The organism is Kitasatospora sp. NPDC089913 (assembly GCF_044748625.1).
In the GTDB taxonomy this organism is placed as follows: domain Bacteria; phylum Actinomycetota; class Actinomycetes; order Streptomycetales; family Streptomycetaceae; genus Kitasatospora.
The window spans coordinates 1-19,334 of record NZ_JBIVGI010000031.1 but is presented as its reverse complement, the minus strand read 5'-3'; the positions used below and the strand labels follow the sequence as shown (position 1 = coordinate 19,334).

At 75.3% G+C, this 19,334-nt stretch carries 20 protein-coding genes and 3 tRNA genes; 10 read left to right on the top strand and 13 right to left on the bottom strand.

Annotated features, from left to right (window positions below):
- Window positions 1-276: 276 nt before the first annotated feature.
- The gene (locus ACIPYS_RS33450) at window positions 277-1,629 is read right to left on the bottom strand and encodes a macro domain-containing protein (protein ID WP_400753326.1); all 1,353 of its coding nucleotides are present in this window, start codon (window positions 1,627-1,629) and stop codon (window positions 277-279) included.
- 107 nt (window positions 1,630-1,736) lie between these two features.
- Here ACIPYS_RS33450 and ACIPYS_RS33445 point away from each other — a divergent pair, with 107 nt between their 5' ends.
- Window positions 1,737-2,624 (top strand): macro domain-containing protein, encoded by an 888-nt coding sequence (locus ACIPYS_RS33445; RefSeq protein ID WP_231977706.1) that lies wholly within the window; start codon window positions 1,737-1,739, stop codon window positions 2,622-2,624.
- A gap of 144 nt (window positions 2,625-2,768) precedes the next feature.
- Here the strand turns inward: ACIPYS_RS33445 and ACIPYS_RS33440 are convergent, their stop codons facing one another.
- From ACIPYS_RS33440 to ACIPYS_RS33430, 3 genes are all read right to left on the bottom strand, one after another.
- Complete coding sequence (locus ACIPYS_RS33440; RefSeq protein ID WP_093861379.1) at window positions 2,769-3,482, bottom strand: TIR domain-containing protein; 714 nt, start codon at window positions 3,480-3,482, stop codon at window positions 2,769-2,771.
- A 77-nt stretch (window positions 3,483-3,559) separates the two neighbouring features.
- On the bottom strand, window positions 3,560-5,155 hold the full coding sequence (locus ACIPYS_RS33435) for a hypothetical protein (protein WP_400753322.1): 1,596 nt from the start codon (window positions 5,153-5,155) through the stop codon (window positions 3,560-3,562).
- 80 nt (window positions 5,156-5,235) lie between these two features.
- Window positions 5,236-5,574 carry a hypothetical protein gene (locus ACIPYS_RS33430; protein WP_093861377.1) on the bottom strand — a complete coding sequence of 113 codons (339 nt, stop codon included), beginning with the start codon at window positions 5,572-5,574 and terminating at the stop codon, window positions 5,236-5,238.
- A gap of 10 nt (window positions 5,575-5,584) precedes the next feature.
- Here ACIPYS_RS33430 and ACIPYS_RS33425 point away from each other — a divergent pair, with 10 nt between their 5' ends.
- Entirely contained in the window at window positions 5,585-6,004 is a 420-nt protein-coding gene (locus ACIPYS_RS33425; protein ID WP_400753319.1) for a hypothetical protein, read from the top strand.
- A gap of 403 nt (window positions 6,005-6,407) precedes the next feature.
- On the opposite strand, the gene ACIPYS_RS33420 is transcribed toward ACIPYS_RS33425, so the two are convergent.
- On the bottom strand, window positions 6,408-7,169 hold the full coding sequence (locus ACIPYS_RS33420; protein ID WP_400753316.1) for a DNA polymerase beta superfamily protein: 762 nt from the start codon (window positions 7,167-7,169) through the stop codon (window positions 6,408-6,410).
- Window positions 7,170-7,272: 103 nt separating this feature from the next.
- On the opposite strand from ACIPYS_RS33420, the gene ACIPYS_RS33415 reads away from it, so the two are divergent.
- The 3 genes from ACIPYS_RS33415 (at window position 7,273) to ACIPYS_RS33405 (ending at window position 10,183) form a co-directional block, all read left to right on the top strand.
- Entirely contained in the window at window positions 7,273-8,490 is a 1,218-nt protein-coding gene (locus ACIPYS_RS33415; RefSeq protein WP_400753313.1) for a DNA glycosylase AlkZ-like family protein, read from the top strand.
- 45 nt (window positions 8,491-8,535) lie between these two features.
- Window positions 8,536-9,324, top strand: coding sequence for an SDR family oxidoreductase (locus tag ACIPYS_RS33410; RefSeq protein ID WP_093861374.1), 789 nt, complete (start codon window positions 8,536-8,538; stop codon window positions 9,322-9,324).
- A gap of 130 nt (window positions 9,325-9,454) precedes the next feature.
- Window positions 9,455-10,183 carry a tyrosine-protein phosphatase gene (locus tag ACIPYS_RS33405; RefSeq protein ID WP_400753310.1) on the top strand — a complete coding sequence of 243 codons (729 nt, stop codon included), beginning with the start codon at window positions 9,455-9,457 and terminating at the stop codon, window positions 10,181-10,183.
- A 92-nt stretch (window positions 10,184-10,275) separates the two neighbouring features.
- Here the strand turns inward: ACIPYS_RS33405 and ACIPYS_RS33400 are convergent, their stop codons facing one another.
- Both ACIPYS_RS33400 and ACIPYS_RS33395 read right to left on the bottom strand, forming a co-directional pair.
- Window positions 10,276-10,722: an RICIN domain-containing protein gene (locus ACIPYS_RS33400; protein ID WP_093861372.1), complete on the bottom strand. Its 447-nt coding sequence runs from the start codon at window positions 10,720-10,722 to the stop codon at window positions 10,276-10,278.
- Window positions 10,719-11,924, bottom strand: a complete 1,206-nt coding sequence (locus ACIPYS_RS33395) for a low temperature requirement protein A (RefSeq protein ID WP_400753308.1) — start codon at window positions 11,922-11,924, stop codon at window positions 10,719-10,721. Before ACIPYS_RS33395 ends, ACIPYS_RS33400 begins: the two co-directional genes overlap by 4 nt.
- Window positions 11,925-12,196: 272 nt before the next feature.
- On the opposite strand from ACIPYS_RS33395, the gene ACIPYS_RS33390 reads away from it, so the two are divergent.
- Window positions 12,197-12,532 carry a hypothetical protein gene (locus ACIPYS_RS33390; protein ID WP_093861370.1) on the top strand — a complete coding sequence of 112 codons (336 nt, stop codon included), beginning with the start codon at window positions 12,197-12,199 and terminating at the stop codon, window positions 12,530-12,532.
- A 40-nt stretch (window positions 12,533-12,572) separates the two neighbouring features.
- Here the strand turns inward: ACIPYS_RS33390 and ACIPYS_RS33385 are convergent, their stop codons facing one another.
- From ACIPYS_RS33385 to ACIPYS_RS33360, 6 genes are all read right to left on the bottom strand, one after another.
- Window positions 12,573-13,415 (bottom strand): TIGR02452 family protein, encoded by an 843-nt coding sequence (locus tag ACIPYS_RS33385; protein WP_400753305.1) that lies wholly within the window; start codon window positions 13,413-13,415, stop codon window positions 12,573-12,575.
- Window positions 13,416-13,593: 178 nt separating this feature from the next.
- Window positions 13,594-15,930, bottom strand: a complete 2,337-nt coding sequence (locus tag ACIPYS_RS33380) for a DEAD/DEAH box helicase (protein WP_400753302.1) — start codon at window positions 15,928-15,930, stop codon at window positions 13,594-13,596.
- Between the two features lie 209 nt (window positions 15,931-16,139).
- A complete protein-coding gene (locus ACIPYS_RS33375; RefSeq protein ID WP_400753299.1) occupies window positions 16,140-16,931 on the bottom strand; it encodes a hypothetical protein in 792 nt (263 codons plus the stop codon).
- A 203-nt stretch (window positions 16,932-17,134) separates the two neighbouring features.
- A complete protein-coding gene (crcB, locus tag ACIPYS_RS33370; protein WP_093861366.1) occupies window positions 17,135-17,509 on the bottom strand; it encodes a fluoride efflux transporter CrcB in 375 nt (124 codons plus the stop codon).
- Entirely contained in the window at window positions 17,506-17,916 is a 411-nt protein-coding gene (locus ACIPYS_RS33365) for a DUF190 domain-containing protein (protein ID WP_093861365.1), read from the bottom strand. Before ACIPYS_RS33365 ends, crcB begins: the two co-directional genes overlap by 4 nt.
- Window positions 17,913-18,392, bottom strand: a complete 480-nt coding sequence (locus ACIPYS_RS33360) for a CrcB family protein (protein ID WP_173862089.1) — start codon at window positions 18,390-18,392, stop codon at window positions 17,913-17,915. The genes ACIPYS_RS33365 and ACIPYS_RS33360 overlap by 4 nt, the downstream gene beginning before the upstream one ends.
- A gap of 80 nt (window positions 18,393-18,472) precedes the next feature.
- Between ACIPYS_RS33360 and ACIPYS_RS33355 the strand changes: the two genes are divergently transcribed.
- From ACIPYS_RS33355 to ACIPYS_RS33340, 4 genes are all read left to right on the top strand, one after another.
- Window positions 18,473-18,814 carry a metallopeptidase family protein gene (locus ACIPYS_RS33355; RefSeq protein ID WP_173862274.1) on the top strand — a complete coding sequence of 114 codons (342 nt, stop codon included), beginning with the start codon at window positions 18,473-18,475 and terminating at the stop codon, window positions 18,812-18,814.
- A gap of 154 nt (window positions 18,815-18,968) precedes the next feature.
- Window positions 18,969-19,041: transfer RNA gene (locus tag ACIPYS_RS33350), tRNA-Glu, on the top strand.
- 65 nt (window positions 19,042-19,106) lie between these two features.
- Window positions 19,107-19,180, top strand: a tRNA-Asp gene (locus ACIPYS_RS33345).
- 27 nt (window positions 19,181-19,207) lie between these two features.
- Window positions 19,208-19,281 (top strand) — tRNA-Phe (locus ACIPYS_RS33340).
- The last annotated feature ends 53 nt before the right edge of the window (window positions 19,282-19,334 follow it).

The following is a 19,334-nucleotide window of genomic DNA, read 5'->3' as shown; positions in this document are numbered from 1 at the left end:
CAACTGAACAGCAAGGCCGGGACCAGTGGCGTCGCCCCCGGGCGACGCCACTGGCGTGTCCGCCCACGACCGGAAGCGGTGGCGGGGCACCGATCGGAAGCGGACCGGAAGCGGCGGCGCCTTTCCCCGGAAGCGACCGGACTGGTGTGCTGTCACCGGAGGCGGGGCGGACCTCGACCGCACGGGGGACGGCAGGGTCCGCTCCCGCCCACCCACGGCGGGAGGAGCAGCATGCCAAGGCGCGGGCCGCGGAACGCCGCTGTACCGGCCCGGCCGTCAGTCCCGCCCGTACGGGTCCCGCAGGAAGCGCTCCAGCTCCAGCAGGTCCGTGCGGCGCAGGTCGTCCGGGTGCACGACGAGCCTCAGCTCCGGCGCGACCGGGGTGCCGTCCGCGCAGGCCAGGACGAAGGACTCCACGATCATCCTGGCGAGCCGGCCCCGGTCGAGGTCCACGATCCGCGCGAGGCCGGAGCCGAGCATCGGCACCGCGACCGGGCGGTACCGCCCGTGCAGGGCGACCGCCTCCCAGAGCCGGTCCAGGGCCGACGCGAGGTGCTCCGGACGCGACCGGGCCACCATGTCGTTGCCCAACCGGGAGTACGCGGTCGCGAAGATCTGCCGCCGGCCGTGCGGCACCGCCACCGTCGTCCCGATCGGATAGCGCAGCCGGCGCCCGCGGGGCTTGTCCCGGCTGCGCTCCCGCTCGACCACCGCCACCGGCCGCAGCGCCCGCTCCAGCTCGGCGTCCAGCTGCTCGCTGCGGCCGCCGAACAGCCGTTCCACGAGCTGCCCCTGGATGCTCGACCGGCTGATCACGACGTCCTGGTCGATCTCGGTGTCGAAGGTGTCGGTGAAGCCCGCCACCAGGTTGGCGTCCTCCTGGTCGAAGAGGTCGCCGCAGACCACCACGACCTCGACCGCGCGGTCGGGCAGGGCGGCACGCAGCAGCTCGTCGTCCCAGCGGCCGCGCAGCCTGGTCCGCAGCCGGCCGAGTTCGGAGACCCAGGACGGGTCGTCCGGGCGTTCCCGGACCGCCGCCTCGGCGACCGGCAGCGCGAGCTCCGGCCGGCCGAGCCTGACCCGGCAGGAGATCAGCTCCCGGCGGGCGGTGTCCTGGAGGCCGGTCAGCCGGCGGATCAGCGGTTCGGCGAACTCCTCGCCGGCGGCCTCGGCCAGCGGTCTGCCCCGGACCAGGCCCAGCGCCTCCTCCAGGTGCCAGGCGGCCATCGCCGGTCCGACCCGGAAGGACTCGTTCACCAGCTCGGTGAAGCGGGCGCAGTCGAGCTCCGCGGACGCGAGGCCGAGCCGGTAGGCGGTTTCCGAGCCGCGCGCGGTCGACAGCTGCTCGGTGCGCAGGAGCCGCGCGCCGGACACCGGGTCGCCCGCGCCGAACGCGCGCCGCAGCTCGACCACCCTCTTGTGCACCTCGTTGCGGCCCCGCGCGCCCTGCCCCGGGAGGTCGGCCCGCCGGCCCCAGACGTCCCGGCGCAGCCGGGAGACCGGCACCGCCTCGCCGTCGGCCGCCACCAGCCGGACCAGCAGCCGTCTGGTCAGCGGGGTGAGCCGGACCGGCACCCCGTCGGACTCCACCCGCACCGGCCCCAGCACACTCACCCGGACACCCGTCATCGGAACCCCCACCTGCCTCGGCCCCGGCCGGGAGCGGCCGCCCTCGAAGCACCGAGCAGGATAGCAACCACCGTGCCCGGCAGGCAGGTTGATGATCGGCGTGTCGTATGATCCGCCGACTGCCGGGCACCGGCCGGGTGTCCCGGCGCACCGCGTCCGCGTTCCTGCGCCACACCGCGACCGCCTTCGGCGGGCTGGCGGTGGCGGGCCAGCTCGCCGCACCGCTGTTCCCCCACGGGCTGCCCTCGCCCGGCTGGGTGACCGCGGGCTCGGCCGGGGCCTGCGTGCTCTGGGGCGCGTACCTGAGCCGGCCGGTCCCCGTGGTGCGGCAGGAGTTCCGGCGGCCCGACACCACGGTGGTGGTGGAGGCCGGTGACCTCTTCGCCGCTCCGGGCCATCTCGTGGTCGGCTTCTGCGACACCTTCGACACCGCTCCGGAGGACGGGCGGCTGATCCACCAGGACAGCGTGCAGGCCCAGTTGCTGCGGCGGCGCTACGACGGGGACCTCGACCGGCTGGACGCCGAACTCGCCACCGCCCTGGCCCCGGTCGCCCCGCGGTCCCGCGAGCTCAGGGCGGACAAGCCGCTCGGCAAGCTCGACCGCTACCCGCTGGGCACCGTGGCCGTCCTCGGCACCCCGCCCCGGCTGGTCTTCGCCACCGCCTACAGCCGGCTCGGCCGGGACCTGGTGGCCTCCTCCGGGGTGGAGGACCTCTGGTTCGGCCTCAACCGGCTCTGGGACGCCGTCGACCGGCGGGCCCGGACCGACTCCGTGGCGATGCCGCTGGTGGGGTCCGGGCTGGCGAGGATGGACTACCTGGACCAGGACAGCCTGCTGCGGCTGATCCTGATGTCGTTCGTCGCGCGGTCCCGGGAGGGCGCGGTCTGCCGGGAGCTGCGGGTCGTCCTGCGGCCGGCGGACCTGGCGAACGTCTCCGTGCCGGAGGTGCGGGCGTTCCTGCGCAGCATGGCCGAGGGCCTGGCCGGCCGGTGACGGCAACGGTGGCAGGTGGCACCACTGGTGACGGCACCGGTCGGCGGCGGCCGACGGCGGTCGGCACCGGTCGGCGACGGCCCGGCCGCGGTGGTGCGCCGCGGCCGGGCCGGACCGTCCCGCACCGGATCAGCCCGGGCCGGATCAGCCCGTGCGGCGGTAGGCCCCCAGGTCCAGGAACGGCCCGGTGTCCAGCCAGTCGTTGCCCCGGTCGTCCACCGGACAGCCGGCCACCTCCAGTCGTTGCGCCACCTTCCGCAGCGCGAAGACGTGGTTCCCGTCCGCGGTGAACCGGATCACGTTGCGGCCCGCCAGGTCCGAGGCCGGCCGGACGTCCCCGAACTCGACCATCACGGTCCGCTCCGGATAGGCCATCAGCACCATGCCCAGTTCGATCAGCACGTTCTGGCGCGGCTGGCCGGAGGGTGCCCGCTCGTGCGGCGGCTCGGCGGGCCCCTTCAGGTCGTCGTGGAGCACGGCGACGTCGTCCGGGGTGAGCAGGACGAGCGCGGCCCCGGCCACCGAGGGCGCGTGGGCCACCACCTCGCCGATGAACGGGGAGGGCAGGCCGGTCGCCCCGACCAGGTGCTCCCACTCCAGCGGGTTCAGTCCGAGTCTGCGCAGCAGCCCGAACATCTCCCGCCGGACCTGCTCGTCGCGGCCGTGGACCACGAACACGTTGCGGCTCCGCTCGGGACCGACCGTCGCCCGCGCACCCGTCGTCCGCGCGCCCGTCGACCCCTCGGCCTGGCGGGCACCGCCCCGGTTGACGGTCTTGCCGGTGGAGTTGTCGATGGTCCCGTTGCCGAAGATGTTGCCGTGGACGGCCGCGTCGCGGCCTGTTCCCTGGTCGGTCATGGGTCGGTTGTCCTTGTCCTCGGTGTGTTCGTGCGGCGGCCGTCGTCGCGGCCGGGCCGGTGGCGGTGGTGCGGGGATCAGTTGTGGTTGACCTGCTTGTTGTGGGAGTTGTCGATGGTCCCGTTGCCGAAGACGTTGCCGCTCAGGACGTTGGTCTGGTTGCGCCGGTGGTCAGCCAGGTCGACCTGGTGCTCGCGCAGGAAGCGCTCGACGAGGTGCAGCAGCCGACGCTCCACGATCCGGGTGTACTTGTCGGCGTCCGACTCCTGGAAGTAGTGGTGGTAGGTGTCGCTGCAGGCCAGTTCGCGGATGCTGGTGCGCGCGCCGCGGTTCACCGCGAGCGTCGCGTACCGGCCGAGGCCGAACTCGCTGCTGTCGGCGACCGCGACGAGCTCGACCTCGAAGCGCCGGCCCTCCCGGTAGTGCTCGCGCAACCGGGCGTAGCCCGAGCGCAGCGGTCCGAGGGGCAGCAGGACCTGCCAGGACCGGCCCAGCACGTGCCCCAGGGAGTCCAGGGCCGCCCGCAGCAGCAGCCGCCGGTCCAGCCGCTCCGGCAGCCGGTCGACCAGGTGGAACTCGGAGATCACCGGGGTCAGCACATGGCTGTGGAACTCGGTGTGCAGGGTGTTGCCGCGGATGTCGAAGCCCACGAACAGGGAGGTGACCAACTCCTCGTCCCAGGAGCCGATCCGGGCGCACAGGTACTCGCGGGACGCGCCGTATCCCTCCGCCCAGTGCTCGCCGCCCTCCGCGCCGATCGCGGGCAGCGCGGTCCAGCCCGCTCCCACCGACCGGTCGTGCACGGTGACCGCCCGGGCGTAGCTGCGGCGTTCCACGGTGAGCGTCGCGATCCGCTCGGACTCCTTCGCCTCGTCCCGAAGTTCGGCGGCGAGGTGGTGCTGGACGAAGGCCGCCAGGTCCGCGACGTCGAACGGTACGACCGGCCGACGCCTGGTGACCACCGGACCGGCGGGCTCCTTCGGCCCGTCCGGCTCCGTCCGGCCGGCGAGCCGGGCGACCAGCTCCGCCACGTCGTCCCTGTTGTCCGGGGCGCCGAGCAGCAACTGCGCGTTCGACCACCGGCGCAGCCGCGTGCCGGCCCCGACGAACGGCCGGTAGCCGCCGAAGTAGGCGAGGCCGTCCCGGGCCGACTGCTCGCGCTCGATCTTCCCGACGAGCTCGTCGTCGAGGAGGACGGCCGACGGACGGCCGCCGTCGAACCCGCCCGGTCCGCCGCCCGGCCCGCGGTCCTTGAGCCTGGTGACCAGGGTGTGCAGGGTGGCCACCCGCCGGAGGTAGTCGGCCGACCACCACAGCCAGAGCAGGAGCAGGAGGAAGGAGAAGGCACCGATCACGCCGGTGGCGGCGAGGACGAACAGCAGGGCGGCCCCGGCCCCGAAGTACACCCAGGAATTGCGCTGCAGCGCGCGGGCCGCGAGCGCGTGGGCGAGCACCGGGACGGCGTCGTAGCCGAACGAGGGCGCGACCGCCCGGGCCCGGTTGGTCAGCAGCTCCCTGATCACCGCGCGGCGGTAGTCCGGGGAGAGGTAGGTACCCGCCGCGAGCAGCCGGGTGGCCCGGCTGCGGGCGTCCACCCCCGGAGGTCCGGTGGGCCCGTCCTGGCCCGGGGACGGGGGTGGCGGCGCGGCGAGAGAGGCGCCGTGGATGGTCATCGGTCGTTCAGAGCTCCTGTCGTGGAGGGGTCCGGTCCTGCCGGGGCCCGGGGCGTCCTCGCGCCCGTGCCGACCCACCGTCATCCCGTCCGGGAGACGGTCGCCCTGGCGATGGCACCGTCGGTGACGGTGTAGACGCCGCGGAAGCGCCGGACCGTGCCGTCCGTCTGCCGGGCCTCCAGCGTCGCGGTGACCGCGGCACCGTCGACCGAGAGCACGGTCACCGTGGTGGAGGTGGTCTCGTCGAAGCCGGTGACGAAGGTGTCGTAGTCGCCGGCGAGGTTGCGCCCGCCGAGCTGCCAGGCCGTGCGGAAGTCCCCGGCGTTGATCGCCGCGAAGTAGTCGCTCAGCACCGCGTCGGGTCGGGCGGACCCGGTCGGGGTGGCCGTGGCCGTCGGGGTGGCCGTCTCCGTGGCCATTTCTGTGGCTGTGGCTGTCGCCGTGGTGGTCGCGGTCGCCGAACCGGACCCCGAAGGTGACGGTGACCCGCCGGACCAGGACGAGGACGACGAGGGCGTGGGCGAGAACGAGAACGAGGTTGTCCGGGTGATCGTGGGTGTGGCCGAGGCCGAGGCCGAGGCCGAGGCCGAGGGCGTGCGGGTGCGGGTGCGGGTGGGCGTGGGAACCGTCCGCACGGGCGTCGGCGGCGGCTCGTCCCACCCCCCGGACCCCCTGCCCAGGCCGCCGGCGAGCCCGCTCGTGTCGATGCCGCCCCCGTCGTCCGTCCCGAACGAGATGCCGCCGCCCAGCCCGAGCAGCAGCAGGAGCACCGCCAGCGAACCCCCCACGACGGCCAGCACCCCCGTACGGACGTCCCCGGGCGGGGGCAGCAGCGACGGCGGCGGGTGAACGGGCCGGGCCGCGCCCGGTGGCCGGACCCGTGCGTCCGCCGGGACCGGCGGCTCCGGGATCTTGTCGTTCAACGCGGACCTCCTGTGCGGTCACCGAGGGATCGGGGCGCGGGACCCGGCACGTCCGTCCGTGCGCCCGGCCGTGCTGCCCCGGCCCCGGGCCCGCGGACCCACCGGGGGCCACGGACCCACCGGTCACCGCCCCTCGGGTCGATCCGACCAGGCCCCCTTCTTCCGCGGCCACAACCGGGGCTCTTCCGATCCGCTTCCGATGCGCTGGTGGACCCGGTGACAGGTGCGACGGGTGCGCCGCCGCACTCCCCCGAGCGCTCCGGCGCACGACGAGGGGCCCGCGCCGGCCCGTGCCCGCCCGGGCCCCTTGGAGCGGGCCGATCGCGGTGCTACGCCGCGGAGACCGGTTCGGGTGTCCAGTGGACGGCGCGGACGCGCCGCAGCCAGGCTTCGGCGGGGCGCTCGTCGGGGTGCTCGGGGAGGACCCCGGGACGGTCGAGGCGGTCGGTGGCCGCGGCGAGCAGGCCTTCGGCGTGGGCCGGGTCGTCGGCGATCCGCTCGCCGAGGCCGCGGACCCGCTCCGGATCCGGCAGCCGGACCTGGTTGTGGCCGACCTCGTGCAGGTGAACGGCCTGTTCGAGCAGCCGGACCAGGTGCCGGGCGTGCTTGGCGGCCCGGGCCCGGGTGACCGGGTCGGCGGTGTCGCGGGTCAGCAGCTTGCGGAACTGCTGGGTGGCATAACCGAGATAGGCGTTGCGGACACCCCGGGCGCTCAGGAACGAGCGGCGGATCGCTATCAGCTCCTCGCCCAGCGGGTCCCGCACCTCGTAGAGCTCGTCGGGCAGCCAGACCAGCTCGGTGGCGGTGGGATTGCAGCCGAGCGCGAGGCGGCACCACTTGGCGGCCTCGTGCAGGGTGCGGTCCGGCCTGGTGGAGACGTGCGACTCGGCCGGGCGGTGCAGGCCGTGGAAGCCCTCGGTCGGGGCGGCGAACAGGCCCAGCCGGTCGATGTCGGAACCGGCGTGCGCCAGTCCGTACGCGGTCGAGCCGACGATGCCGGACAGCAGGACGGTGCCGGGCGGGGAAGCGGGCGGGGAACCGGGCTGGGAACTGGGCCGGGTGGTGGGCCGGGTGGTGGGCCGGGTGCTCATCGGGCTCCTCTCGTCGGCCGGTCCGCAGGAGTCTGCCGGGTCGGGCCGCGCCGGGCCATCGAATTCCGCGGCCGCGGGCGCCCGCGGGCCGATACTGGGCCGCATGGCGAGGGCGAACGGCGGTCCGGCGGCGGGCACGGGCATCGGCACGGCGAAGCTCCGGGCCTGGTGGTCGCACCGGCAGTGGCTGGACGGCGCGCACCCGGAGGCGTCGGTCGGCGAGGTGCTGGCGGCCACCGGGTGGGCCAGGTCGGTGGGAGGGGCGGCGCCCTACCTGGGCCTGTTCGCCCGGGCCGGGCTCGGCCGGGCGGCCGTGGACGCCGCGGTGGCCCGGCTGGAGGCGCACGAGCTGCCCGCCGCGCGCGGCTGCACCTACATCGTCCCGGCCGAGGACTACGCGCTCGCCCTGGCGGCCGGCGCGGCCGTGCCGGAGGGCGAGGTGGCGTCCGCCGCGAAGCACCTGGGGGTGACTGCGGGCGAGGTCGAGCGGCTCTGCCTGGCGGTGGACCGCGCGCTCGCCGAAGCACCGGGGCCGCTGGACCCGGCGGCGATCCGGGTGGCCGTCGGCGAGGCCGTCCGGTCGCTGGGCGAGCCGGGACGCAAGCGCGGGCTGTCCACCACCCTGCCGCTGGCCCTCGGGCTGATGCAGTCGCGCGGACAGCTGCGCCGGGTGCCGGCCAACGGCCGGCTGGACCAGCAGCGGTACGGCTACGCGCGGTGGGACCAGCCGGTCGGCGGCGGCACGGCGGACCTGGCCCGGCGCTATCTGACCTGGGCCGGCCCGGCCTCGCTGAAGCACTTCCGGTGGTTCTCCGGTTTCGGCGCGGCCACCGCCCGGCAGGCGTTCGCGGAGGCGGGCGCGGTGCCGGTGGCCCCCGGTTCGGAGCTGCTGATGCTGCCCGAACTCGTGGACGCCTTCGCCGGGTTCACGGTGCCGACCGAACCGCACTACACGCTGCTGGCCGGGATCGACGGCATCCACCTGCTGCACCGCGAGCTGACCCGGCTGGTCGACCCGGCCGACGCGGTCCGTCCGGTGCCGGCTGGCCGGGCCGGGCGGAGCTTCGGCAGCGAGGCCGACCCGCAGACCCACGTCGTGCTTGACCGGGGCCGGATCGTCGGCTGCTGGGAGTACGACACCGAACGCGCCGAGATCGTCCATCTGTCCTTCGTGCCGTCGAACGCCGGGCTGCGGTCGGCGGTGGCCCGGACGGAGGAGTTCGTCCGGGCGGAGCTGGGGGACGCGCGCGGCTTCAGCCTCGACTCACCGAAGAGCCGGGTGCCCAGGATCGAGGCCCTGCGGGCGAGTTCGGGCGAATAGGCGCTCCGGCCGACACCATGGGGGGGTCGGCATAGAGTACGAACCATGTCGACTTCGAACGAGTTCGCCCAGCCGCACGGCTCCGACCCGGCCGGCGTGCTGCTGATCACCGGTGCCGGTCGCGGCATCGGCGCCGCGACCGCCCTGCTGGCCGGACGGCGGGGCTACCGGGTCTGCGTCAACTACCGCTCGGACGAGGCCGCCGCCGCCTCGGTGGTGGACGCCGTCCGGGCCGGGGGCGGGGAGGCGCTCGCCGTCCGCGCCGATGTAACCCGCAGTGCCGAGGTGGCCCGGCTGTTCGCCACCGTCGACGCCGAACTGGGCCCGCTCACCGGGCTGGTGAACAACGCCGGGACGCTGGAGCGGCAGAGCCGGCTGGAGGACATCGACGAGGAGCGGCTCAACCGGATCTGGGCCGCCAACATCACCGGACCGTTCCTGTGCGCCGCGCAGGCCGTCCGCCGGATGTCCACCCGGCACGGCGGGCGGGGCGGCGCGATCGTCAACGTCTCCTCCGCCGCCTCCCGGCTGGGCTCGCCCAACGAGTACGTGGACTACGCGGCGGCGAAGGGGGCCGTCGACTCGATGACCCGGGGGCTGGCCCTGGAGGTCGCCGACGAGGGCGTCCGGGTCAACTGCGTCCGCCCCGGCCTGATCCACACCGGCATCCACGCCCTGGGCGGGGAGCCAGGTCGGGTCGACCGGGTCGCGCCGAACCTGCCGATGCGGCGCGGTGGGCGGCCGGACGAGGTCGCGGAGGCGATCCTCTTCCTGCTGTCGCCGGCCTCCTCGTACACCACCGGCGCCTTCCTGGACGTCGCCGGCGGGCGCTGACGCCGACGGGGCCGGCGGGGGGCGGGGCGCGGTGGCGCGGGCAGGTCGGCGGCGCGGCGCGGGCGGTCGCGGGTCCGGCGGAATGGGGGATTCCTTCCCCTCGCGCGGTCCGCGACCTTACGGTGGGCCCATGACCGACGACCTGCCGGACCGTGAAGCCGACCTGCCGTCCTCTTTCATCGACATCCCCGGAGTGCGCAACTTCCGCGACGCGGGGGGCGTCGGCGCACTCCGCCGGGGCGTGCTGTTCCGCTCCGGCTCCTTCCACACGCTCGCCCCGGAGGGCGCCCTGCGGCTGAAGGCCCTGGGCCTGCGCACCGTGATCGACCTGCGGAGCCCGGTCGAGGTGGAGGTCTGGCCGGACCTGCGGCACGGCCTCGACCACGAGGCGCTCAGCCTTCCCACCCTGCCCGCCGACCGGGAGGACACCGACCGGCCGTGGCCGACGGGCCAGGAGGAGCTCTACCCGTTCATGGCCTCCACGGCCGGCCCGTCGCTGGTCGCCGCGATCCGCCGGCTCGGCACCCCGGGCGCCCTGCCGGCCGTCGTCCACTGCGCCGTCGGCAAGGACCGCACCGGTCTCACCATCGCGGTCGTCCAGACCCTGCTGGGTGCCTCCGAGGACGACATCACCGCCGACTACCTGCTCTCCAACACCGGCCTGGGCCTGCTGGACGGTCCGGCCCCGTACATCGACGAGACCGGCGCCGAGCGGATCTCCCGCCCGATCTCGGAGGAACTGCTCGCCTCCTCCTTCGCCTGGATCCGGGACCGCCACGGCTCCGTGCCCGCCTACCTCCGCGCCCACGGCAGCACCGACGAGGACCTCGCCGCCCTCCGGGCCAACCTCTCCGCGTAGGGCGGGTCCTCCGGCCCCGGCCGGCGCGCGGCGACGCGGCCTGCCGGGGTCTGCCGGGGTCTGCCGCGGCGGTCCTGGCCGGCCGGGGTGGCCTACTGGCGTTCCAGGTGCCACCACTGGGTCGGGGAGTCGGTGTCCTCCCACTGGTGGACGGGGTCCGACGGGGCGGCCGGGGCGGTGAGGGCCTTGCCGCTGACGAAGCTGGTGAGGGTGCAGGTGCCCGGGGCGTCGAGGTGGTGCTCGACCAGCCACTCCTGCGCGCCGAAGGCGTTGGCGGACCACTGCTGGACGGGCACGCCGTTGTCGGTCGCGGCGCCGGTGACGTCCAGGCGCTTGCCGCCGGCGACGTTCTCGACGTGGAAGAGCGCACCGCCCGGGTGGACGGCGGTCAGCCGCCAGAGCTGGGCGTCCGAGCCGTCCTCGGGAGCCAGCAGGACTTTGACGCCGCTGCGGCGGCTGCCGCCGGGGACCTCCAGCAGCAGGCCGGTCGCGACGTTCCGGATCCGGTAGCGGCCGTCGGTGATCTTGTGCTCGGTCACCCGTGGAGTGTCCCACCGGGCACCGACAGTCCCGCCCGCCGCGCCGGGGTCCGCTGCTCCCAGCCGAAGGCCGCGGCCAGGGCCAGCACCACCGCGGCGACCTCCGCCAGGGCCGAGACCGCGGTGCCGAGCAGCGTGCCGGCCGCGACCGCGGCGGCGGCCAGCAGCCGCGGCAGGTTCGGCCCGAGGTCGAAGGTGCGGCGGACCGCGGTGTTGACGACCAGGAAGAGCGCCACTCCCCCGGCCAGGGCGGCCGCCTGGGCGCCGGTGATCGGCGCCCCCGGGTGCGCGACCGCCGACTTCACCCCGGCGGCGAACAGCAGCACCCCGAGCAGCAGCCCGTAGTGGCCCAGGTTGTAGACGCTGACGGCGAGCCGGTTGCGCCGGTCGGAGGGCAGCGCGGCCATGCGGTGCTCGGCCCGGGTGTCGTCGTCGTGCCCGAAGTACGCCCACCAGAGCCCCACACAGACGGCCAGGCTCAGCAGGGCGACCCCGACCAGCGGGGCGCTGAGCTCGGCGGTGCCCGCGCCGACGCCGATCGCGATCACCGACTCGCCGAACGCGATGATCACCACCAGGCCGTGCCGCTCGACGAAGTGGTCCGCACGCAGTTGGAAGCTGGGCAGGTCGACCAGCCGGGGTATCGCGAACTGCAGGGCGAAGGCGGCCGCCCAGAAGGCCAGCTGGGCCGAACCGGTGAGGTAGCCGCCGGCCACCACCAGCCCGGTGTTGACGAGGTTGAGCCCGCCCATCCGGAGCACCGGGCCGAGCGCCACCCCGGACATCGCGAACATGCCCGTGTGCACGGCCACCACCAGCAGGTACGCCCAGCCGAAGGCGGCGCCACTGCCCTCGAAGGCGTGCGGTACGGAGAGCGAGATCACCAGGAAACCCGCCATCGCGAGCATCAGCAGGCAGCGCCGGCCGTGGGTGCTCGGCGGCATGGCGTTGGTCAGCCAGATGAAGGCGTCGTACATCCACCAGATCACCGCCAGCATCACCAGGACCTGGGCGAAGCCGCCCGGGGTGAGGTGGTGGGCCAGGCTGCCGGTCAGCTGGGTGACGGTGAAGACGAAGACGAGATCGAGGAAGAGCTCCAGCGGCGCCGCCCGGAGCGAGGGCTCGGCGGTGGCGGCGAGGAGAACGGGTGCGGGCGTGGGGGCGGTGGCTCCCCCGGCGGCGGAGGTACTGGTCGCGATCACCCGCGCGAGTATGGGGGACGGCGGACCGCCCCCGCCGGGGTTTCCGCCAGTCGGGCGGCGGCCGACGGCCCACCGACACCGGCCGGACACCGTCCGGCCATCGGCGGACACCGGAGGGCGGGGCGGCGGGCGGACACCGGCGGGCGGGCCGCCGCAGGTGCCGGGTTATGGTCGGAGCTCCGGGGAGCCCCGGGGCCGGTCGCCCCGGAGTCCCGAGGAGTCCGCCGCGGGTCCGCACCGGATCCGCCTGGAGTCGAGGAGTGGAACCGACGATGGCGAGGATCCCGAACGCGCTCACGGCCACCGCCCCCGCCGCGCTGACGGCGGCGGGCGGTCTGGTCGGCGGCTACGGCGTCGCCCGGTGGAGCGGCAGGCGACAGCTCGGCGGTGCCGTCCTGGCCGTGGCCGGTGCGGGCGCCGCCGCACAGTGGCACCGCCGCTCGGGCGCGCCCGCCGCGGCCGCCCTGACCGGGCTCTACGTGGTGGCCTTCGGCGGCTCGCACCCGCTGGCGAAGCGGATCGGCGCCTGGCCCGCCGTCCTGGCCGTCACCGGGGTGGTCACCGCCGCCTCGGCCGCCACCACGGCGCTCGTCACCCGGAAGAGCTGAGCGGCGCCGCTCTCACGCCCGACCCCTCACGCCCGCCCTGTCACCCCGCTCCCCCGCCGCCGAACCGGGCCTCGAACGCGGCCCGGTTCGGCGAGACCGGCGTCCGGTCCCAGACCGCGAAGACCACCCGGTCGAAGGCCGCCCCGTACCGGGCCAGCGCCAGTTCGAACGCCTCCGCCACCTCGGCCGGGTCGTTGCGGAACACCCCGCAGCCCCACGCCCCCAGCACCAGCGCGCGGATCCCGTGCCGGGCCGCCGCCGCGAGCACGCGCTCGGCCCGCTCGGCGAGCACACCACGGACGTCCACCCCGTCGCCCCCGGCCCGCAGGGCGAGCTGGCCGGCGTTCGGCGCGGGCGAGGTCAGGAACGTCACCGGGTACGGCCGCGCCAGCAGCCCGCCGTCCTCGCCCCGGATCACCGGCACCCCGGGCGAGACGATCACCCGGTGGCTGTACCGGAGGTCGCCGGAGGCGCGGTGCGCCGCGTAGTAGTCCGGCGCCTCCACCAGGCTGGTGTAGAGGAGGGCGCTGCGGCAGAGGTCCTCCTCCTGGGCCCGGGCCCCGCGCAGATAGCCGCCGCCCGGGTTCCGCGCGGACGCGAAGTTCAGCACCCCGACCGGCCCCGCCCCCGCCCCGAACAGCCGGCGGGCCGCCTGGACACTGCCCTCGGCCGTGACCTCGACGGTGCCGGCGTCCGCCGTCGGCCCCGGGCCGCCCGCCGCGACCAGCGCGTCGAGAGCGGCCGGGTCGTACGACACCGTCCCGGCCCTGGCCGCCGTCAGGCGACCGGCCAGATCGACGGAGTCGCCCCCGGACGCGCGGTAGCTCCCCCGCTCGGCGATGCCCTCGTTCACCGCCGCCACATCACGCAGTCTGCTGCTCATGCGACCGACCGTAGGTGACCGGGCGGGCGCCGCGCCACTGGTTATTCTCAGCAGCAGAACAACGGCCGTGGGCGACGGCGGCCCCGGGAACGCCGAACGGCCACGGGCCCGCTCCGACGATGCGGAGCGGGCCCGTGGCCGTGGTGCCGTGCGGTGCGCGGGTCAGCGCGGGCCGGCGTCAGTTCTTCCAGCGCGGCTTGCGGTCGTCGCGGTTGAAGCCGGCGTTGTAGCCACCGGAGGAGCGGCCGCCGCGCTCGTCGCCGCGGTCGCGGTTGAAGCCGCCGCCGGCCTGCGGACGGCCGCCGGAGCGGTGGTCGTCACGGCGGGCGAACGGACGGTTGTTGCTGCCGCCGCGCTCGTCGCGGTCACGGCCGAAGGCCGGACGGTCACCGAAGGAACGGGCCGGACGGTCGCCGAAGGAACGGCCGCCGCGGTCGTCGCGGTCACGGTTGAAGCCACCGCCCTGGCCGCGGTCACGGTCGCCGAAGGAACGGCCACCACGGTCGTCACGGTCACGGTTGAAACCGCCGCCCTGGCCGCGGTCACGGTCGCCGAAGGAACGGGCCGGACGGTCGTCGCGGTTGAAGCCGCCGCCGCGGTTGAAGCCACCGCGCTCGCCGCGGTCACGGTCGCCGAAGGAACGGCCACCACGGTCGTCACGGTCACGGTTGAAACCGCCGCGCTCGCCGCGGTCACGGTCGCCGAAGGAACGGCCACCACGGTCGTCACGGTCACGGTTGAAGCCACCGCGCTCGCCGCGGTCACGGTCGCCGAAGGAACGGCCACCACGGTCGTCGCGGTCACGGCCGGAACCGCCGCGCTCGCCGCGGTCACGGTCGCGGTTGAACGCCGGACGCTCGTTGCGCGCCTCGCGGTACGACGGCGTGCGCTCCTCGGTCGGCTCGGCGGCGGCCGGCTCGGTCACGGTCGCGACGGCGGTCTCCTCGCCCTCGGCGGCCGGGGCCTCGTCCACGATGCCCAGCTCGGCCCGCTCGCGCGCGGCCCGCGAGGCGAGCCGGTCGGCCTCCTCGCGCAGCTCGGTGGCGCGGCGCTGCGCGCGCTCCAGCTGACGGGTCATGTCGGCGATCTCGCGCTCGGCGGCACCGGCGATGTTCGCCGCGCTCTCAGCCTGGACCTCGACCAGCGAGCGGGCGCCGGTGATCCGGGCCACCTCGGCGTCGAAGGCGTGGTCCAGGATGTGGCGGCCGGCGTCGACGCCCGCGTCCTCCATCAGGCGGAAGACGCTGCGGCGCTGGTGCGGCAGCACCAGGGTGACGACGGTGCCGGAACGGCCGGCCCGGGCGGTGCGGCCGGAGCGGTGCAGGTAGTCCTTGTGGTCACCCGCCGGGTCGACGTTCAGCACCAGGTCGATGCCGTCGACGTGGATGCCGCGGGCGGCGACGTCGGTCGCGACGACGACGTTGACGTAGCCGTCCTTGAAGTCGCCGAGCACCCGGGTGCGGGCGCCCTGGGTCATGCCGCCGTGCAGCGCGTCGGCCTTCACACCGGCCTCGAGCAGCTGCTCGGCGACCCGGTCGGCGCCCATCTGGGTGCGGACGAAGATGATCGTGCGGCCCTTGCGGGCGGCGATCGCGTTGGTGATCGGCGCCTTGTCCTTGGGCTTCACCACGAGGATGTGGTGGGTCATGGTGGTCACGGCGCCGGCCGACGGGTCGACCTCGTGGGTGACCGGGTTGTTCAGGTAGCGCTTGACCAGGGTGTCGATCTCGTTCTCCAGCGTGGCGGAGAACAGCAGGCGCTGGCCGCCGGCCGGGACCTGGTCGAGGATCTCGGTGACCTCGGGCAGGAAGCCCATGTCGGCCATCTGGTCGGCCTCGTCGAGCACGGCGACCTGGACGTCGTCGAGCTTGGCGGAGCCGCGGTTGATCAGGTCGCGCAGACGGCCGGGGGTGGCCACCAGGACGTCGACGCCGCGCTCCAGCGCGTAGATCTGGTTCGACATCGAGGTACCGCCGCAGACGACCTTGAGGCGCAGGCCGAGCACCGAGCCGAAGGGCTCCAGGGCGTCGGCGACCTGCATGGCCAGCTCGCGGGTCGGGACCAGGATCAGACCGCGCGGCGACTTGGCGCGGGTGCGCTCGCCGGCGGCGAGGCGGGTCAGCAGCGGCAGGCCGAAGCTGAGGGTCTTGCCGGAGCCGGTACGGCCGCGGCCCAGCACGTCCTTGCCGGCCAGGGCGTCCGGGATGGTCGCGGCCTGGATCGGGAACGGGGTGGTGACACCGCGCTTGGCGAGGGCGCGGACGACCTCGTCCGGCAGGCCCAGGTCGCCGAAGGTGAGGGTCGGCTCGGCCTCGACGGCTTCGTCGTCGCCCTCGGCGGTGTCGGTGGCGTCGTCGGCCTCGGCGGCGTCGTCCGCGACGGCCTCGGTGGTGTTCTCCTCGACGGCGTCGACGGCGGCGATCAGCTCGGCGTCGGCCTCGGGGGCGGTGGTGGTGACATCGGCGGCGGACTCGCTCGCGGGCATGGCGAAGCGGGCGTCGTCAACGAGAGACATGCAAAACCTTCCGGAAGTGGCACGCGCCAAAGTCCGGGGTTCTGTTTCACAACCGCCTCTATGCGGTCAGCCACGGATCGCCGGAACGCGCCAAGGGCGCCAGATGGGTGTAGGGCGCCAGACAAATGAATCAAACGAACGATCTACCACCATAGACGAGCCTGGGGATCGGAGGCAAATGCCGAGGCCAGGCTGTGATTCAAGTCCCTTCAGTGTGCGGCCGGTCCGGCGCTGGGGGCCGCCGTGGCGCTGGGGGCGACCGTCGGTTCCGGGGCCGGGGTGGCGGTCGGGGCGGGGGTGGTGCGGCCGGGCTCCGGCGAGGCCGGGTGGCCGGAGGGACTGGCCGCCGGGGCGGAGGCCGTGGCACCGCCGGTACGGCCGTCGCCGGTGCCGGTGGTGGCTCCCGTGCCGCCGGGGTGGCCGGTGCCGCCGGCGGCGGCGCCCGTGCCCGCCGTGCCGCCGGCCGCGCCGCCCGTGACGGCTCCGCCCGGACGAGGTGCGGGGCTGGCGCTCGCGCCCCCGGCGGTGCCGCTCGCGCCGGGCGCGGGCTCGCCGGGGGCCGCCGCCGGTACCGGGTCCGCGACCGCGGGCGCGCCGTTGACGCCGCCCGCGCCGTTCCCGCCCCCGGCGCCCGCCGCGCCGTTCGCGCCGACGGCCGGCTCCCCGGGGGCCGCGTTCATACCGCCGGCCGAGGCGCCCTGGGCCTGCGCGCCCCCGGCCCGCTCCGACCGCCCGACCGCGCCGCCCTGGTGTCCGCCGCCGCTGGGCGAGGCCGAGGCGGTCGGCCCCGGCCTGGTCGGCGTCCCGGCCTGGCCGACCGGCACCGTGCGGTGCTTCTCGTCCGCGCCCGGCCCGACCGACATGCACCCCGTCAGCCCCAGCCCGGCCACCGCCAGGGCCGCCACCGCCCGGACCGCCCCGGTCCGCACCGTCCGCGTCCGCTCCGGCCCGTCCCGGTCCACCGCCGTCTCCCGCTCCGCCACCGCACGCATCGCACGCATCGCCGCCACCGAGCTCCCTCTCCCGCCCCGCCCGGGCCGCCCACCACGCGCGCACGGCCACCCTTGCGGGTGCCCAACGCGCGCCCCCGGCGCACGGACACGGGTGGACGCACCGGGAGCACTCGAACGAGCGTCGGCCGGGCCCCCTTCGCCCGGGAGTGCGAACGCCCGGGCGTTCGACGGCGGGCCCGCGGACGAGGGGGTCAGCCCCAGAGGGCCCCGGCCAGCCCGGCGCCCGCGTACACCGCCGCCAGACCCGCCGCGACGCTGCCCAGGACGTTCACCAGCGCGTACCGCCCGGCCCCGCCCTCGGCCAGCCGCAGCGTCTCGTACGAGAACGTCGAGTACGTGGTCAGCGCGCCGCACAGCCCCGTCCCCAGCAGCAGCTGGACCTGCGAGGACGCGGCACCGGCCGCCACCGCCCCGGTCACCAGCCCGAGGACCAGGCAGCCGGCCACGTTCACGGTGAAGGTCCCCCAGGGGAAGACCGAGTCGTGCCGGGACTGCACGGCCCGGTCGGTCAGGTAGCGCAGCGGCGCGCCGACCGCCGCACCGAGCACCACCAGCAGCCAGTTCACGCCCCGCCCTCCCCCGCGCCGCCCGTCGAGCCCGTGCTGTCGGCCCCCGCGTACCGGAGCAGCTCGCAGCGCTCCAGGGTCACCGGCCCGGCCGGCCGCAGCTCCTCCAGCTCGGGCAGGAAGGCCCGCACCCGCTCCTCGCTGTCCACGATCACCACCGCCACCGGCAGGTCCTCGCTCAGCGACAGCAGTCGCGCCGTGTGCACCAGCGAGGACGCGCCGAAGCCCTCGATCCCCCGGAACACGCTCGCCCCGGCCAGCCCGGCGGCCCGCGCCCGGTGCACGATCTCGCTGTACAGCGGGCGGTGGTGCCGGCGGTCGTTCTCGCCGACGAGCACGGTCAGCCGCAGTGCGGGCCCGCCCTGCCGGGCGGCCTCCCCGGCCTCCCCGCGTGCTCCGGCCGTCATGCCCGCACCCCGGCCCGCCGCAGCAGTCCGCGGGTCACCGCGGCCGCCGTCCAGACCGCCGCCAGCGCCGCCAGCAGCGTCAGCGCCAGGTACCCCGCCGCCGGGCCGGGCCGCCCCTCCGCCACCAGCCGGCGGAAGTCCACCGCGTACGTCGAGAAGGTCGTGAACCCTCCCAGCACACCGGTCCCGAAGAACGGCCGCACCAGCGGGTGGACCGGCCGCCCCTCGGTGATCACCACCAGGAAGACCCCGATCACGGCGCATCCCACCACGTTCACCAGCAGCGTCGTCCACGGGAAGGCCGACGGACCGGTCGGCCACAGCAGCCCCGCCCCGTACCTGGCCGTCGCCCCCAGAACCCCGCCGGCCGCGACCACCGCCACCGCCGGCCCCTGCCCGCGCAGCACCGGCGGGCGCCCCCGCGCCGCCGGGCCGGGCCCGGCACCGTCCGCCACCAAGTCCTCCGAAGTCGCCACAGCCCCATCAAACACCGGCGATCGACGGTGCCGACCGCCTGGCACACCGTCACCCCAGACCCGACAATGATCCGGTGGAGATGACCCCGGAAGACTTCGAGGTACTGGTCGCGGACGCGCTCGACCTGATCCCGCCGCGGCTCGCCGCGATGATGGACAACGTCGCCGTCTTCGTCGAGGACGAGCCCGACCCGGCCGACCCGGAACTCCTCGGCCTCTACGAGGGCACCCCGCTCACCGAGCGGGGCGAGTGGTACGCGGGCGTCCTCCCCGACCGGATCACCGTCTACCGGGGCCCGACCCTGCGCCTGTGCGAGGACCGCGAGCAGGTCGTCGAGGAGGTCCGCACCACGGTGATCCACGAGGTCGCCCACCACTTCGGCTTCGACGACCACGAGCTCGACGAACTCGGCTGGTCCTGAGCCCCGCCCCGGAACCGCCCCCACCGGCCGGCCCCACCGCCCGGCCCCGACGACCCACCCGCCCACCTGGCCGAAACCCGTTTTGGCGATCCGCCCGACATCCCATATGCTTCTCGACGTCCCCGAGCGCCGGAAACGGCGGGACAGGCCGCAAGCCCTCATCGTCTAGTGGCCCAGGACGCCGCCCTTTCAAGGCGGTAGCACGGGTTCGAATCCCGTTGGGGGCACGCAGTACCGTAGTACAGTGCAGTGAAGCAAGACCCAGTAAGACCTGGGTGGTTCGCCACCTCGAGGTCCCGTGGAGCAGTTGGTTAGCTCGCCACCCTGTCAAGGTGGAGGTCGCGGGTTCAAGTCCCGTCGGGATCGCTCGTCTCGCAAGAGACGGTGCAGTACGGCCAGGTAGCTCAGTTGGTACGAGCGTCCGCCTGAAAAGCGGAAGGTCGCCGGTTCGACCCCGGCCCTGGCCACAGCCGCCTGAAAAGGCAAAAAGGCCCCGGAGAGGTTCTCTCCGGGGCCTTCT

Excerpts from the sequence above, each read along its gene's own strand:
- ACIPYS_RS33450 (WP_400753326.1), bottom strand. The coding sequence starts at position 1,629 with ATGACGGGTGTCCGGGTGAGTGTGCTGGGGCCGGTGCGGGTGGAGTCC.
- ACIPYS_RS33445 (WP_231977706.1), top strand. The coding sequence starts at position 1,737 with ATGATCCGCCGACTGCCGGGCACCGGCCGGGTGTCCCGGCGCACCGCG.
- ACIPYS_RS33440 (WP_093861379.1), bottom strand. The coding sequence starts at position 3,482 with ATGACCGACCAGGGAACAGGCCGCGACGCGGCCGTCCACGGCAACATC.
- ACIPYS_RS33435 (WP_400753322.1), bottom strand. The coding sequence starts at position 5,155 with ATGACCATCCACGGCGCCTCTCTCGCCGCGCCGCCACCCCCGTCCCCG.
- ACIPYS_RS33430 (WP_093861377.1), bottom strand. The coding sequence starts at position 5,574 with ATGGCCACGGAGACGGCCACCCCGACGGCCACGGCCACCCCGACCGGG.
- ACIPYS_RS33420 (WP_400753316.1), bottom strand. The coding sequence starts at position 7,169 with ATGAGCACCCGGCCCACCACCCGGCCCACCACCCGGCCCAGTTCCCAG.
- ACIPYS_RS33415 (WP_400753313.1), top strand. The coding sequence starts at position 7,273 with ATGGCGAGGGCGAACGGCGGTCCGGCGGCGGGCACGGGCATCGGCACG.
- ACIPYS_RS33410 (WP_093861374.1), top strand. The coding sequence starts at position 8,536 with ATGTCGACTTCGAACGAGTTCGCCCAGCCGCACGGCTCCGACCCGGCC.
- ACIPYS_RS33405 (WP_400753310.1), top strand. The coding sequence starts at position 9,455 with ATGACCGACGACCTGCCGGACCGTGAAGCCGACCTGCCGTCCTCTTTC.
- ACIPYS_RS33390 (WP_093861370.1), top strand. The coding sequence starts at position 12,197 with ATGGCGAGGATCCCGAACGCGCTCACGGCCACCGCCCCCGCCGCGCTG.
- ACIPYS_RS33385 (WP_400753305.1), bottom strand. The coding sequence starts at position 13,415 with ATGAGCAGCAGACTGCGTGATGTGGCGGCGGTGAACGAGGGCATCGCC.
- ACIPYS_RS33380 (WP_400753302.1), bottom strand. The coding sequence starts at position 15,930 with ATGTCTCTCGTTGACGACGCCCGCTTCGCCATGCCCGCGAGCGAGTCC.
- ACIPYS_RS33375 (WP_400753299.1), bottom strand. The coding sequence starts at position 16,931 with ATGCGTGCGATGCGTGCGGTGGCGGAGCGGGAGACGGCGGTGGACCGG.
- ACIPYS_RS33365 (WP_093861365.1), bottom strand. The coding sequence starts at position 17,916 with ATGACGGCCGGAGCACGCGGGGAGGCCGGGGAGGCCGCCCGGCAGGGC.
- ACIPYS_RS33355 (WP_173862274.1), top strand. The coding sequence starts at position 18,473 with ATGACCCCGGAAGACTTCGAGGTACTGGTCGCGGACGCGCTCGACCTG.